At 48.5% G+C, this 14,777-nt stretch carries 13 protein-coding genes; 10 read left to right on the top strand and 3 right to left on the bottom strand.

Translation table 11 applies throughout. The annotated features are described in order from the left end of the window. Positions 1 to 412 precede the first annotated feature (412 nt). Positions 413 to 943, top strand: a complete 531-nt coding sequence (locus tag ACO0LK_RS26805; protein WP_422980580.1) for an SH3 domain-containing protein — start codon at positions 413 to 415, stop codon at positions 941 to 943. 96 nt (positions 944 to 1,039) lie between these two features. Here the strand turns inward: ACO0LK_RS26805 and ACO0LK_RS26800 are convergent, their stop codons facing one another. Beyond that, positions 1,040 to 3,058 carry a hypothetical protein gene (locus tag ACO0LK_RS26800; protein WP_422980579.1) on the bottom strand — a complete coding sequence of 673 codons (2,019 nt, stop codon included), beginning with the start codon at positions 3,056 to 3,058 and terminating at the stop codon, positions 1,040 to 1,042. Positions 3,059 to 3,628: 570 nt separating this feature from the next. On the opposite strand from ACO0LK_RS26800, the gene ACO0LK_RS26795 reads away from it, so the two are divergent. The 3 genes from ACO0LK_RS26795 (at position 3,629) to ACO0LK_RS26785 (ending at position 5,691) form a co-directional block, all read left to right on the top strand. Continuing rightward, the gene (locus ACO0LK_RS26795) at positions 3,629 to 3,916 is read left to right on the top strand and encodes a hypothetical protein (RefSeq protein WP_422980578.1); all 288 of its coding nucleotides are present in this window, start codon (positions 3,629 to 3,631) and stop codon (positions 3,914 to 3,916) included. 85 nt (positions 3,917 to 4,001) lie between these two features. Next, on the top strand, positions 4,002 to 4,739 hold the full coding sequence (locus tag ACO0LK_RS26790; RefSeq protein WP_422980577.1) for a hypothetical protein: 738 nt from the start codon (positions 4,002 to 4,004) through the stop codon (positions 4,737 to 4,739). Between the two features lie 58 nt (positions 4,740 to 4,797). After that, on the top strand, positions 4,798 to 5,691 hold the full coding sequence (locus tag ACO0LK_RS26785) for a DKNYY domain-containing protein (protein WP_422980576.1): 894 nt from the start codon (positions 4,798 to 4,800) through the stop codon (positions 5,689 to 5,691). 30 nt (positions 5,692 to 5,721) lie between these two features. On the opposite strand, the gene ACO0LK_RS26780 is transcribed toward ACO0LK_RS26785, so the two are convergent. Further along, positions 5,722 to 6,213, bottom strand: coding sequence for a globin domain-containing protein (locus ACO0LK_RS26780; RefSeq protein WP_422980575.1), 492 nt, complete (start codon positions 6,211 to 6,213; stop codon positions 5,722 to 5,724). Between the two features lie 381 nt (positions 6,214 to 6,594). On the opposite strand from ACO0LK_RS26780, the gene ACO0LK_RS26775 reads away from it, so the two are divergent. The 6 genes from ACO0LK_RS26775 (at position 6,595) to ACO0LK_RS26750 (ending at position 12,116) form a co-directional block, all read left to right on the top strand. Beyond that, the gene (locus ACO0LK_RS26775) at positions 6,595 to 7,962 is read left to right on the top strand and encodes a PLP-dependent aminotransferase family protein (protein WP_422980574.1); all 1,368 of its coding nucleotides are present in this window, start codon (positions 6,595 to 6,597) and stop codon (positions 7,960 to 7,962) included. Positions 7,963 to 8,267: 305 nt separating this feature from the next. After that, the gene (locus tag ACO0LK_RS26770) at positions 8,268 to 8,924 is read left to right on the top strand and encodes a GGDEF domain-containing protein (protein ID WP_422980573.1); all 657 of its coding nucleotides are present in this window, start codon (positions 8,268 to 8,270) and stop codon (positions 8,922 to 8,924) included. Positions 8,925 to 8,998: 74 nt separating this feature from the next. After that, a complete protein-coding gene (locus ACO0LK_RS26765) occupies positions 8,999 to 9,412 on the top strand; it encodes a globin family protein (protein ID WP_422980572.1) in 414 nt (137 codons plus the stop codon). A gap of 413 nt (positions 9,413 to 9,825) precedes the next feature. After that, positions 9,826 to 10,953: a sensor histidine kinase gene (locus ACO0LK_RS26760; protein ID WP_422980571.1), complete on the top strand. Its 1,128-nt coding sequence runs from the start codon at positions 9,826 to 9,828 to the stop codon at positions 10,951 to 10,953. Next, positions 10,950 to 11,555, top strand: coding sequence for a response regulator transcription factor (locus ACO0LK_RS26755; RefSeq protein WP_422980570.1), 606 nt, complete (start codon positions 10,950 to 10,952; stop codon positions 11,553 to 11,555). The genes ACO0LK_RS26760 and ACO0LK_RS26755 overlap by 4 nt, the downstream gene beginning before the upstream one ends. A gap of 15 nt (positions 11,556 to 11,570) precedes the next feature. Continuing rightward, complete coding sequence (locus tag ACO0LK_RS26750) at positions 11,571 to 12,116, top strand: lysostaphin resistance A-like protein (protein ID WP_422980569.1); 546 nt, start codon at positions 11,571 to 11,573, stop codon at positions 12,114 to 12,116. Positions 12,117 to 12,687: 571 nt separating this feature from the next. Here the strand turns inward: ACO0LK_RS26750 and ACO0LK_RS26745 are convergent. Next, positions 12,688 to 14,777 (bottom strand): beta strand repeat-containing protein (locus ACO0LK_RS26745; RefSeq protein ID WP_422980568.1); only part of this gene is annotated, 2,090 nt, incomplete at its 5' end.

The following is a 14,777-nucleotide window of genomic DNA, read 5'->3' as shown; positions in this document are numbered from 1 at the left end:
CGTATTCTTTCTGAACGGAGAAGCTTTGCGCGATGTCTTTGAGGGACAGGTTGGAGGCTGTCCAGTATGCCAGGCCCAATGGGTCCGCTGGACGGTTGAAATAAGCGATGTAAAGCTTTTGGATGTCTGCAGCGGGGTTGGCCATGGTGCTTTCCTGTTGGGTTTAATCTCGAAATTGCGCACCAGGTTCTACCCAGTAACAAGTTGTGCATCTTTACAGACTTAATTTTTGACAGTAAGTGTAGATAAGCATGTTTTCACATGACTTTTGTCATTTTTACTTACGAAAAAATAATCACGCGTAAATCCTGAGCATATAAATTAAAATTTCCTTTCTTTTTTAAGCATGAAATTTCCAAAACAATGGTGCTAAACTTATTTTTTTACTTTGCACAATGAATAGGCTGCGAACATGCATACACCACGCAACATTTCCCGCGCTGTCTTGCACAGTTTTTGCTGCACACTAGTCGCACATGCAGCCTTGAAATCCAGCACAGCATTTGCTGCTCAGGAAATACTGAGTTGTCAGATCAAGGTATTCCCTGCGGATCCAGATACGAAGGGAAGCAATATCCGCAATGGTCCCGGATCTGAATACAAGGTACTGGCCATGATTAAAGATAGCGACTCAGAAATTGAAGTGAGCGGCTCGGCAGGTAAATGGTTGCGGATTCGACAGGTCACGGGCGTCAACGGTACCGTCTATTTCAAGGGGGAAGGTTGGGTATATGGGCCATTAACCGGCATCAATTCCAGAGGAAAAATCAACTTGCTAACCAGTCCGGACAAGCAAAGTGCCATCACCGGGAAAATGCCTGATGACGCTACTGCCAGCGTGCAAGGCTGCAAAGACGCATGGCTGGAAATTCAATACAAGAATATCAAAGGCTGGATGCCGCCGAATTCATATTGCGGCAATCCGGTCACCACTTGTTCATAGAAAATTGAGAGTAAAAAGCCCCGGTGGATATAGCAAAGCTGCTACATCTACCGGGGCTCTCTTATGACAGAAAAAGCCAACTACCGGAAATTCTGATCAAAACTCATACGCGCCTATATCTATCATCCCATCTTGCTTGCGCAGGATGAGCGTGGCTGGTTGCGCTACAGGTAGCAGGCTGGATGTCAGGTTGCCCAAGCCATTACCGGCGTTGATGAGGGGAGAGCCAGCCGCTGGACGATAATCATGCTGGGCCAGGTTCACCAGCATGGGATTGTTGTTCGTACCCATATTCGCCCCCAGATTGGTATTCCAGCCATTTACCACAGCACCTGTCAAATGGCCCACCCAATATTGGGCTGCATTGGGCGATACCCAGTTGTTTGCCATATTTACTGTTCCCTTGCCTAACGCCATGGCCTGCACTTTCCCTGGCGAGCCAGGCGTATTCGGTGCGGCATAAAATACATTGTTCTTTACGTCAGCAACAGCATTGGGCATGACCAGATTGAACATCAATGTTTCTGGATAAATGCCATGCGTGGCGTCCCCCTTCACCACCATCGTATTGTTATAAAAGAACAAGGTGCCCTGACGATAATTCGCCGTTAAGCCGCTATCACCACCGTAATACACCAGATTGGTATTATTTGTACCTGGAGTGACATCAAACAGGTTGCCATATACGTAGGTAGTGGCATAAGCAGGATCACCATAAATCAAACCATTACCGCCAGTAGAATCCATCAAATTCAATTGCAGACCACAACTGGATGCGAAGGTGTTATATCTGACGATCAGGCCGGAGGATCTGTCCTTCAGGCAGTCACCAAAAGCACCCGGGCGAACATCGCCAAAGTAGTTGTACTGAAAAATGATGTCACGCGCTTCTGTATAACTATTATGTTCAGAATAGCCATTGCTGACGCCCGGTATCGGTGCGTTGCTATTGCTGTAGAAGGAATTACCCTCGATCAGGATATCTTGCGACAATTCAACCACTGTACTGTTCTTGGAATTGATAAACAGACCATTGCCACAATTGTGCATGACATTATTTTTTACCACCAGATGCGCTGCTGCCTCCACAAACAGACAAGTACCAAAGCTGGCATAGCTATCTACTTTCTGTCCCTGGGCATCCATGAAGGAATTACCGTATACCGAATTACGGATATCGAGATTTTCGATACCGATATATCCTGCCGGACCATTATTGTAGTTATAACCTGACTGCGGGCCCACCATGACCAGACCCAGTTTATACAATACACGGCTGGCACTGGCGTTATCATGATATTGCAGTGTGCGGGCCGCTTGTCCTGGCAATGTCTCCTGTTGCGTCGCCAACTTGCCCTGGGCATCAGGCGCACCATCTATGATAGGGCGCGCCCCCGTCACCGGATCTGGCACACCAATTACACGCATGAATTTATTCGGCGCAGTCGGTGCCAGATTGGTGCCGGCCGATATCAGTATCATTTCATTGTAGGGAACGTTATTGGGCTTGGCATAAATCCGGACTGTATCGCAGCCTTTTAGCTGGCTCCACGGTAACTGGCCAAGTGCGGTAAAGGCCTTCCCTACACCCACGTCGTAATAATTGATCACGGCACAACCGGACTGATCCGCATCCATGGTTGGCGTAGTCGCCCGCGTAATGGTAGATGACCCGCTCGCTGGAGGAACAATCACACTGGCCGCCGTAATGACAAAAATACGTGAGCGGGTGTAAACAACACCCGCAACGGTGGCCGTCGCAGTAATGGTGGCACTACCCGATGCGGCATTCGTAGGAACCGCCAGCACATAATTGCCAAGCGCATTGGCAACAGCTGCCTTACTGACAGAAATCAAAGATGGATCGCTGCTACTCACTGTGATGCTTACAGAGGCATCCACTGCGCCGGTTTCTGTGATGAATTCGATCAGTGCATATTCTGTAGAGCCAGCATTGCGCGCATTGCTTGCACCAAAGCCCACCGTTTTGGACGAGAAGCCAATATGTGCGGGGCTGTTTGCAGCCATAGCGATATTTGTATTGGACAATACCAGCATCCCCAACAGGCATAAGCCCAGAGTGAATGCCTGAATTATTTTTTTATGCATTTGCATGCTATTTCTCCTGATGGGCGACGCTGTTGAAATAGATGCTGTCGCAGAAACTGAAATAAATATGACCGAAGCCAAAATTAATACTGATCATGTTGGATACGGATCAGCAGAAAACAAATAATTATCAATTAAATAATTTATAGCCACCTACCTGACAAAAACTGAAAGCGCAGATGTCGAATCTGGCAAGCATGATCACAAGCTTTTAATTATTGGGTAAGTGTCTGTCGTCATTTTTTAATATGACATACGGCATATTGAATGCCGGTGGTATTTGTGAAAGACTGGAACTCATTTCATTCCTATGGATGAAATGAGTTCCAGATTCTGTCAAAAATTAAAAAATGGCCCTCATGCAACAAAAAATTTTGACTTGTATCTATGCACTACACCAAGCACTGTATCTACTGTGTTGACTGCATCTGTCGCAAAATCTGATCCGTCAATTCGGCATGCAAGCCGACCGCATCATGTCAGACAACACACATAATCCGGCGGGCAGTGTTTGGCAAAGAATATTTGGAAAACGCTATACAGAATTTCCTCAAACCTTTAAACAGAAAGAGCATCATGATCAAACTGAACAAACTGATACAGACACTGTTGATTACTTCCATCGTCGCCACTGGTAGTGCCGGTGCAGCCGACATCGCTTCCGCGAATGAGAAAGACCCTGTGCGCTCGACACTGCTGGAAAGCAAGGAAAAAAACAAGGGTGTCACGGTCCATGCCAACGGCAATAATATCGCCATGGTAGTCACTGGCCTGGATGACAAGTATGTCACCGGGCGCAACCAGCAAGCCAGTCGCATCATCATCCGGCTTGATCGTATTGATGGAATATCCGCAGCGTTCTGACGCAACATTCTTACTCTGGCTAAGCACATCAACAATGCATAAGCACTGCATCAGCGCCAGATATCAATAATCAAGGGGAAACCTGATGTTTAATTGGACCATCATCGCTATCGGCCTGTTCGCTGGCGGCTTTGTCTATGGCTGGCGGCGCCAGTCTTTACTTGCATGGGAAGCTTCTTATTTTACCTGGGCCATGGCCTTTGTATTTGGTACGCCCGTAGTAAGCCTGTTATTGGCAAACCTGTTTGGCAGCACTACCCTGGGCTGGATCTTTGGCCTTGCGGCAATGTTAGTGTGGCCACTGGCATTTTTGCTCTTCCTGGGCAAGCTGACTGGTGGTCTTTTTAATGTGCGATCCAGACAAGGCAATCAAAGATCCATGCTACAAATTCGCATAGACAGAGATAGCGTACATGCCGGCGACGACACCGTATCCCATGCCGAAAACATTGCCGTGCCTGCCAATATCAGTCTGGAAAATTTGCTGGAACAAATCCATCAAAGGAATTTCCTGCCATCCATTTCTGGCGGCAAGGCCACATGGATGATTGAATCTTCAGGTGCAAAAATGAAAACTATCGGTGTACTCGCGCAGCAATGGCAAGAGCCTTGCCTGATGATAGATTCGTCAGTAGAAGTAGCATCGCATTTCGCAGGTCAACAACCCAATCTGTTCTTTCGCTACCTTTGCCAGATCGATCCTGACACTGCACGTTCACAATTACATGCTTCATACACAAGCAGTATCGCTGAGACCAAAATGCAGCCCGCCTTCCGCACCGGCGGTCTGGCCAGGTATGCGACTTACCTGCGCACCTTATGAAATCAGGAGCAGGTCAATGTTAAGGAAAATAAAGAAATATCCCCCATGGATTATTCTCATGGGCTTATTTTCTTTTCTGTTCGGATGTGGCAATGAATCGTCGTATTATAAAAAGAACGGTAAATGGCACTATGATGGCATGGTCGTTGACAGTCAAAACGAACCCGCCAGCTTCACGCCTATAGATGAATATTTTGCCAAAGACGCACGAATTGCATACTACCGCGGAACCCCCATCTTCATAGGTGAAAATGGCAGTGACAGCGCCAGTTTCCAGGTACTGAGTAAATACTATGCCAAGGATAAGGCTATGGTATTTTTTTGCGATACCGAGCGCGATAGCAAGGAGTACTGGAGCATCAAAAGAACCGTCATCAAAAAAATAAGAGATGCTGATCCTGCCAGTTTTCGCATGATGAGTGACGGGTATCTGGCCAGAGATAAATCTCATTTATTTCGCCGGGAAAAAATAGTGCCGGTTCAGGATATAGACAGTTTTGTGTTATTGGAACATGCGTTCGCCAGAGATAAGTTACGCGGCTATTATCGTGAAACAGAAATTCCTGGTAGCGATGGTCCTTCGTTTAACGTACTCGATGCACACTACGCCAAAGACCAGTCAAAGATATATTACGTCGATGGTTTCAGTATCGGCGGCACTATCAAAGGAGTAAGGCAGGATACATTCAAAGTGATAGAAGAAGGCTATGCCGTAGACGGTGACAAAGCCTATTACCGTGGCAAGCTTATCAGCAAGGATGATGTCGCTTCATTGCAGTATCTGGCGATGGGATATGCCAAAACATCGCGCCAGGTTTTCTATTATGGGCAATTGCTCAAGAATGCTGATGCCGCCAGTTTTTCCATGACCGAGCGTTTCAATGGCAACTTTGATGCGACCGACAAAAACAGGCAATTCAGTGCGGGGCAAGCTATCAAACCTGTACCATGAGTGCAATAGCCGCCAGGTCAACCCGGTCTTTCAGTTTTTGGCAGCGCTGGCCATACCGTGCTGCATGACAGTCGCCATATTATCGAACAAGCCTTCCCAGGCGGCGCGATGCGCAGGGGTAAATGACGCCCCGGCACGCGCTGCCAGCGTATCAATGAGGATATTGCGCATCACACCAAAATAGGCTTGCTGAACCTGGTAATGATGATGGCGCACGCCGGAAGCGCGCAGCAACAGCAACAGGTGTTCTGGCTCGTGCACCAGCGCCACCGTTTCACCCAGTGTATGGGTCAGGCGCCCCTGCTGCTCTGTCATATCGCCGGCAAATAGCTCTATGACACCGGGTGCCGCCGCAAACAGATTTTGATAAAAATCGACAGCCAGGTCGCCCGGTGCCGAAGTCGCTGCATCCCAGCCTGATGCGATCAGTGCGGCAACATCGTCCTGAATATTCATCAGCCATAGTTCGGCTGCGGCTAGCTGGGCTTTATTAGGCGGGCGGGAAGACGGTGTTTTACTCATTGATAGTGTTCTTGCTTTCAGGGGTTTACTGGTGACAATCAGTATCATGGACTGCACGTGTTCACTAAGTATATCCGGTATTTGTGTCGCATTATCCTGGTTTTACGGTACAAAAAAATAAGCAAGGTCCATTACCCGTAGTTATAAGGCCATAGTGCAGGGGAATGTAGTCTTCCCTGTCATATCGCGACACTTTGGCACACACGCAGGCATACCCTGCTTGTACCGGTACAAAACCGCTTATTTTGATACGCTAGCCGAATCGGATATGTTATAAGTATTCATATGGTGCTGCACTGCGAATTTGATAAAATGCTGTTGTCGGCCCGGTAGAAAACGACTTGGACTGATGGTAAATTTTTGCAAGGATGAGGGTTTTTTGTGACGAAAAACAAGTATCAAATATTGGCAGATGAACTGGCTGATGCGATATTGAGCAAAAAATTGGCCGTCAATGCGCGTCTGCCCTCGGTTCGTGAACTCATGCAGCAGCACCAGCTCAGCCTGGCTACTGTCACCAACGCCTTGCATACACTGGAAGAAAAAGGCCTGGTTGAACCTCGTGGCAAGGCTGGTTATTATGTCAAACCACCGACCCGGCAAGAAACGGCACAGCCGGTTTCCCATACCCAGGCCGACTTGCAAAGCGTGAACGCAAGTGTATTGAACTGGAGCCCTGCCGAAGACCTGTTCCCTGAACAACGCTGGCAGAGTTTGCTGGGTAGCGTGATCCGTCGCCACCCTTTTCTGTCTACCCGTCATGCCCAGGCAGCCTATGGACATCCGCGCTTGCGGGCTGAACTGGCGAAGCGCAGTGCCGAAAATGGTTGTTTTCTGAAAGAAGACGAGCTGATCGTCACCCAGGGGGCCACTGAAGCCTTGCTGCTGGCTTTACGTGCCACCAGCGAAGCAGGCAATAAGGTCATGGTACAGGGACCTGTCAGCGTGTTGTACAGCCGCTTGCTGGAAACCTTGACCCTGACGCCAGTAACCGTGCACAACAGTGTCGACGCACCAGATTTTCTGGCTGAGGTACAAAGCATTCTGGAAGCGGAAGATGCACCCAAGGTGTTTCTGCTGGTGGCAAACTACCATTTCCCTACCGGTGCGCTGATGCCTTTGCCCGTAAAACGTAATTTGCTGCGGCTAGCAGAAAAACACGGCGTGGCCATCATAGAAGACGATGTCTATGGCGATCTGCAACATGATGGTGCACGGCCACTCACATTAAAGTCCTTTGATCTCAAAGGCAACGTCATTTACGTCAATTCCTGCTCCAAAACGCTGGCACCGGGATTGCACATAGGCTGGCTGGCCGCCGGTAGCTGGCGTGAGCGTATTGAATATCTGAAAAGTGCATCGGCCAGCAGCGTGAATGAATTGTCGCAATTGGTACTGGCAGAATTTCTGGCGCAAGGTAGCCATGTGCCACATTTGCGAAAATTTCGTCAGCAGTTAAAAACCCGTTCTGGAGAATACCTGTCAATACTGCGTCTGGTGTTGGGTAATACCGTCAAACTTGCTGATATGCCAGGCGGCTATAGTTATTGGCTGCCGCTGCCAGACAAAATCAGTCCTGAAGAAATTCAGGCGCAAATTCGGGCTAACTGGCCCTTGCTTGATGAATCCGATACACCGCAGATTGCCCTGGTCTCACACGGCCTGTGCGTCAATACATCCATTCCGCTGACCGATCCCCTGCGGCAATCGCTGACTGCCTTTTGTTTTTATTTGCGTGGCTTTTATTAAAGCGTATTCCTGATTGGGCATTGATGCAAACAACGGGCACTTGCCCGTTTTTTTTATTTTGTATCTACGCACAAGAGCAGGGCTTGTATCTATCTGAAAAATCCTCTCCCCCGCATACTGCACCCCATGATAAGGCACAGCTAAGCCACATTACCTGAGACTACCCGAGATCGTTCATTTATTTCAAACACTTGGGAATAAGTCTTGTATTCATAGGGAAAGCAAGGCCTTGTATCTAACAACTAATCTGCCGGGCGACAATACTAAGCGAACGATCAGTTTATTACGTATATAGGAAATTTTTCATGCACGCTATGCAAAAAACGACTTACCAACATGACCAGCAACATGTCGAGAACAAGGATTTTTCTTACACAGGCCAGCAGGTCAAGCTTTTTTGCATCGGTCAAAACAAGACTACCGCAGACCTGCTTGAGGAAATAGCGAGACTGAAGCGCTCCATTTCTGATCTGGAAATAGAAAATCGCACAGATCTGCTAACCGGCCTGTTAAACCGGCGTGGCTTTATTGCCGAGCTGAATATGGCCTGGGACAAACAGGTTCGCTATGCGGTGCCAACGACACTGATGATACTCGACATGAATCGCTTCAAGCAGATCAACGACAGTTACGGACATGAAGCCGGTGACAAAGCACTGAAGCTGATCGCTGTCTATTTACAAAATAACCTGCGTTCCATAGACATTCTTGGCCGTTTGGGGGGAGACGAATTTGCTGTGATTCTGCCGCATACCAATTCGCAGGAGGCACAACAAATTGCCGACAAACTGCTGGATGCCATCCCGGTTTTGCAGATCAGCGGACAGCATGACGACACCGCCATTGCACTGGAATTTGCTCTGGGCTTTTCTGAACTGAATTCTGAATTCAGCTCACCCAAAGCATGGCTGCAAGCTGCCGACCTGCAGATGTACCACAGCAAGGTAACTACCACGGCATAGGCATGGCCTGGTCCAAGCATCTGTTGTAAATAGCTGTCATTGATTGAAACCCCTCATTTATCTGGAGAATTAAAATGAATCAACATACCGTTATGCTCGTGCAAGACTCATGGAAACAGGTAGCAGGCATCGCACCACAGGCGGCTGCCTTGTTTTATCAAAACCTGTTTGAAGCCGATCCTTCACTCAAGCCATTGTTCAGGGGCGACATGACCGAACAAGGTAAAAAACTGATGCAGATGATAGGTGCAGCAGTCGGCAAGCTCAATGACCTGAATACACTGGTCCCTGTACTGCAAGGCCTGGCGATACGTCACGATGGCTATGGCGTAAAAGAGTCCCATTATGAGACCGTCGGTGGTGCCCTGCTCAAAACCCTGGGACAAGGCCTGGGAGACGCATTCACGGCTGATGTAAAAGATGCCTGGACCAGCGTTTACGGCACCATGGCGAATGTGATGATTAGCGCTTCACGTGCGACGGCCTGAACTGCCGGATAGCTTGCCATGTTTGCCCAGTATTTACCTGGATAAAGGCGACCACACTTTTATCCAGGTAAACAATCTTCAGTAATCAAGTAGAACTCATTTCATCAATAGCCCCCTGGTCAGATGTCACGCCCAACCAGGAAATCACCGTCTCGTGCGAGTGATTGTTGCCTTCATATGTCGCTGAGAGTAAGCAAATTTACCCCAATTATCTCGCCATGCAGACATTTGCAATCGATCTGTAATCGATCTGTAATTAGACATATCGTAAGCTGTACCTTCGGATATTTCTCAGAATAGTTTTCAGTAGGCAACATATAACAGATGTAATTTTTCCACTTAAAAAATGCCATATTTGCAATTAAACAAGTGAGAAATTTGCTTTTGCTTAAACAGTGATAAGGAATTTCAAGTTGAACTTAGCGTTTAGAAAACTCGGTGACTTCATCTCTACCTCGACCATCCCGTCCAGGCTGGAAAAACATGAAAATGCCTCCTATTTCTGGCTGGCATTGCTTGGCTGTTTTTTATTCAAATACACCAAGGAGTATCCACAGAACGACGAATTGCTGATGGTACTGGCTACATTTGCCAGCTTTGTGCCGCTATTCCTGTATAGCCTCCGGGTTGATGACTGGCGCTTGTTCGCCTGCATCATCGTGACTACCATGATTGGCATAGTGTGGGCGCCCTACAATGCCGGCGCTGCGGTATTTGTCATCTTTAGCGTTGGCATGTGTTCGCGCCTGGCCAATCATCGTTGCGCGTATGCTGCACTATATATTGTCTGCGCTATTTTGCTGACAGCAGATGCCGTCTTCCAGTTGCCATCTCATTTTTTGCTGCCGACTCTGTTATTTTGCTTACCGGTTGGCATCGTCAGTATTCTGGTTGAAAAAAATATACGCACGAATGAGAAGCTGTTCAGAAAACAGGAAGAAGTGGAGAATCTTGCTCGCCTGGCTGAACGTGAAAGAATTTCCCGCGATATCCATGATGTGCTCGGGCACACATTGTCTGTCATCGCCCTGAAAGCAGACCTGGCACGAAAGTTGATAAAAACGGATTTGGCTGCCTGCGCCAATGAATTGACAGACATAGAGCAAAGCGCGCGTGAAACGCTGGGTGAAGTACGCTCTACAGTTCGCAACAACCGCGCCAATAGCCTGGAATTGGAATTGCATCTGGCAAAAAAAGCCCTGAATGCAGCTGAAGTAAAAATGATCGCCCTGATCGAACAATGTACTATCCCCCTGGCACTGGAAAACGTGATCGCGCTTTCTTTACGGGAAGCCATTACCAATATCATCCGGCATGCCAAGGCAACAAAGTGCAAGATTACCCTGTCGTCAGATTCTCAATACATCAAACTGATGGTTGCCGACGACGGCATGGCAACGCATCGCGATTTCACAATCAAAAAAGGCAGCGGCCTGACCGGCATGACAGAACGCATTCACGCCCTGCAAGGCACGCTCAACATACACCATGCGCATGGTATGACCATAGAAATTTCACTTCCCATTAAAGGTGCGGCATGATCAGGATTGTTATTGCTGAAGACCAGGCCCTGGTCTCTGGCGCACTGGCAGCATTGCTGCGCTTTGAGCCAGACATGGATGTCATCTCCCTTGTTAAAAATGGCCAGGAAGCCCTGGAAGTCTGTCAAAAAGAAAACCCGGACATCATGCTGACAGATATAGAAATGCCTATCATGACGGGCCTGGAACTGGCTGCCAGTATTGCCGAACAAAAATTGCCCTGCAAAGTCATCATGTTGACCACCTTTGCCCGTGCTGGCTATCTGCGTCGCGCCACCGCCAGCGGCGTACGTGGTTATATGCTTAAAGATTCGCCATCTGACAGCCTGGCTGCGGCCATCCGCACGGTTCAATCCGGCGGACGTGTAATAGCACCAGAATTGGCGCTGGAAGGCTGGAACGGCCCGCACGACCCCTTATGCGAGCGTGAACGCCAGGTACTTCGCCTTGCAGGTTCGGGCGCCGGCAACGCCGAAATCGCCAGACTCATCCATCTGTCCGAAGGTACAGTGCGCAACTACCTGTCGGATGCGATAGGCAAACTGAATGTAAAAAATCGCGTTGAAGCGTTTCGCATCGCCAGCGATGCCGGTTGGCTGTAATCAAGGGTAGCAGTCATGACGGATCCATTGTGGATATCGACACTCACAAAACTGGCCGTTCCCGCAGCTGGCATCCTGCTCATGCTGGTGATTGCCCATGTGCGCAAATTTTCCTTGCAAGAGGATTTTGGTTTCCGAAATTTCAAGCTGACAACAGCCATTGTTTTTCTGCTGTTATGGGTAGCACTCATCTGCGTGGAGGAATTCATTTGCAGCTTATTGAACATCGCCCAGCAAAAACACTGGCCAGTACTACCATTGTCGGTAGTGCTGTTACGCATAATGGCCATTGGTATAGTCGGGCCGATATCCGAAGAAATGGCCTGGCGGGGTATTTTCTTTAGCTGGGTCAACAAGAAATGGGGCGCCAGCGTTGCAATTATCCTGCCCTCATTATTATGGGCACCACTACATACGCAATACGATATACCGACACAAGTAATACTCTTCCTGGATGGTGTATTTCTTGGCCTGACACGTTACAAAACACGATCAATCTGGCCACCCATCATCCTGCACATCGGTGGGAATCTGTTTTCCATCTGGCAATCTCTGGCTTAGCTTCTTTTTTCAGCTGTTTCAGCTGTACTACCGGTCCTTCTCTCCCAACTGTTTGGTCTTTATAGCGGGTTTATTTACCTCGCAGACCCGCACCGGGTCGACGTTCGGGTCTCTTGGTTTCTGCGCTGCTGTGACCAGGTACGACCTGTCATGGCCAAGATATTCATTCAAACCGATCTATCTGTTCACCTCAATCAAAAATAGGGATGAGTGCGGGAAAGTTGGTTCGGAATGCAGTACAAATTGCGACGCAGACCCGGCAACGTCCGCATCGCCAGCTCCCGGAGAGTTTTCCTCATAAACCGGACTGAACTGCGTTATGAGGAAAACCCATCTCACCCTTACTGATGAAATGAGTTCTGGCAGCACGAAGGGAAATCCGACAAAAATAGAATAAAAAAAACCCGCAGATATTCTCTGCGGGTAAATGTTCTGCCTGCGACGCAAAACTTAGGATGATTCTTACAGCTGAAACAACTACTCAACACCCAAAACAGATGTTGCCCGACACCCGATGTGACTAAGAATACAAAGACCACACCGGGGTTTTACTTCTTTTCAACTACCCAATTTAAGCAACAAAGTCACCCGCCACGATGGAACCGGCACCAACGATTTTCACGATAAAGTCAGTCGCATCCACGGTACCAGTAGTGCCGCCAATGTTCTGGAAGGCATAAACACCGGCTGCAGTACCCGCACTGACCGTAATCAGATAAGCCTGGGTGTTGGATGCCAGGGCAGCACCAGCAGCCGTTGCCGCCGTTGCGATAGCGGCTGCAAATGTCGCTGTATCTGCGGTAGCGATATTCAATGCATTCAATGACGTTGCGGCCGTGCCTGTCTTGAACACGTCAGCACCTGCGATTTTGAAATTGACTATCGTATCGATGGCAGAGATCACAGAGCCTGGGGCAATATTGTCAATGCCAAGTGCTGTCGTGGACAGATTGATTGTATCGGCACCAGACCCACCAGTGATGGTAATGTTGCCCGCACCTTGCGCACCCAAGTTAAGCGTTTGGCCACCAGAACCGAGCGTTACATTATTTAAATCTGCACCACCTGCATCTTTAAACAGGTTCATGGTAAAGCCTACGCCATCTTCATTTTTGATCGTCCAGGCTGCGGTAGTACTAGCAACGATATTGATTGTTTCAATAGCAGTTACTTTCACGCTGAAATCAATGGAACCACCAGCCAGTACACCGGCAAGTAGCGTATCAGCCCCCAATCCTCCATTAATACCTGCGTTGGCAGCAGCATTAATCACAGCGGTAGACAGATTGAAAGTATCAGCGCCTGTGCCACCTGTAACAGATACTAATGTGTTGCTGCCCATACCAAAGGTATTCGATCCATTGGCCAAAACATAATTTTCAACGTTAGCAGTACCAACGATATTACCTGCCGTAGTATAGGTAATTGTTTCTGTTCCAGTTCCAGTTATCGTCCCTGTAAAAGAACTGTACTGTGCAGCAGTCATGGTGACTGAAGCATTGGGAGCGATCAGCAGATTTTCAAAACCAGTTACATTGGCAGGTGCAATATTTGTACCGTTAAACATGGTCAATTGGTCTGTAACACCAGAACCTGAACTGAAAGTACCGGTATATGTTTTACCTTCTAAAATCAGCAGGTTATTACCCACGCCAAGATTAATATTACCAGCCAGCAAACTTGAACCGCTATTGGTCAGATTAACCGTATCAGTCGCATTACCACCGTTGATCGTAGTAACACCCGAAGTAGCATTGGTGAAGTTAATCGCATTGACGGCGAAATTGGATAAATTCAGTGTCTTGATATTTGAAATTGACCCGCCAGCACCACCATCGTTTAATACTATGTTGACAGCGCCACTCAAAGTAATGGCATCCGTATCACCCGCATTGCCATTCACAGTCGTACCCGCAAGCGTTGCCGCCGTACCGGTAAAGTTCTCGTTGATCCCGGCCACTCCATTAAACACCCCACCCGCAGTCAACACCGTCGGATTCAATGCAATGCCACCACCGTTGGTTGGAGATGTCCCTACAATACCTGCGATCGCCGTCGCGCCACCCGAAGTGGTGATGGCATTCGAGGTCGTCATATTGTTGACACCGCCACCCGTTGCATTCGATGCCGAGGTCACATCAAACACCAGATTGCCACCCGTAATCGCAATCAGCGACAGGTCGATATTGTTGATGCCACCCACGTCATCAATAATCGTCAGTTGATGCGGGGTATTGCCTATGAATGTGATGACCGGTGTGCTCAGGGACAAGGCATTGCGTGCTGCTACCAGGGCATTGTATTCAGATGCCGTAATCACCAGGGCTGAATTGGCGGAGATGCTTTCAATATTGCTCAGTATGGCACCCGCCAGGTTGATCGCACCGTAAGTAACCAGTGTATCGTTACCATTACCCAGGTTGATGGTGTCTGTCACTACACGGGCCACTGCTGTTGCTGTGGATTGTGTATTGAGGTTCACACCGTTTTCTGTCACGTTGTAGGTACCGGCAACATAGTTACCCAGCAATACGACGCGGTCAGCACCTGCACCCAGGCTCAGGAAGTTGGCGCCACGGCCCAGTGTCACGTCCAGTGCAGATTGCGCTGTCAGTGCACCAGCATCGATGGACACACCAACTGTTGCGTTAGCAACGTTGA

Origin of the sequence: Undibacterium sp. Ji49W (assembly GCF_049340205.1) — a bacterium.
Lineage (GTDB): Bacteria > Pseudomonadota > Gammaproteobacteria > Burkholderiales > Burkholderiaceae_D > Undibacterium.
Note: the sequence above shows the minus strand (reverse complement) of the source record. Positions and strands in the feature narration are given on the sequence as shown.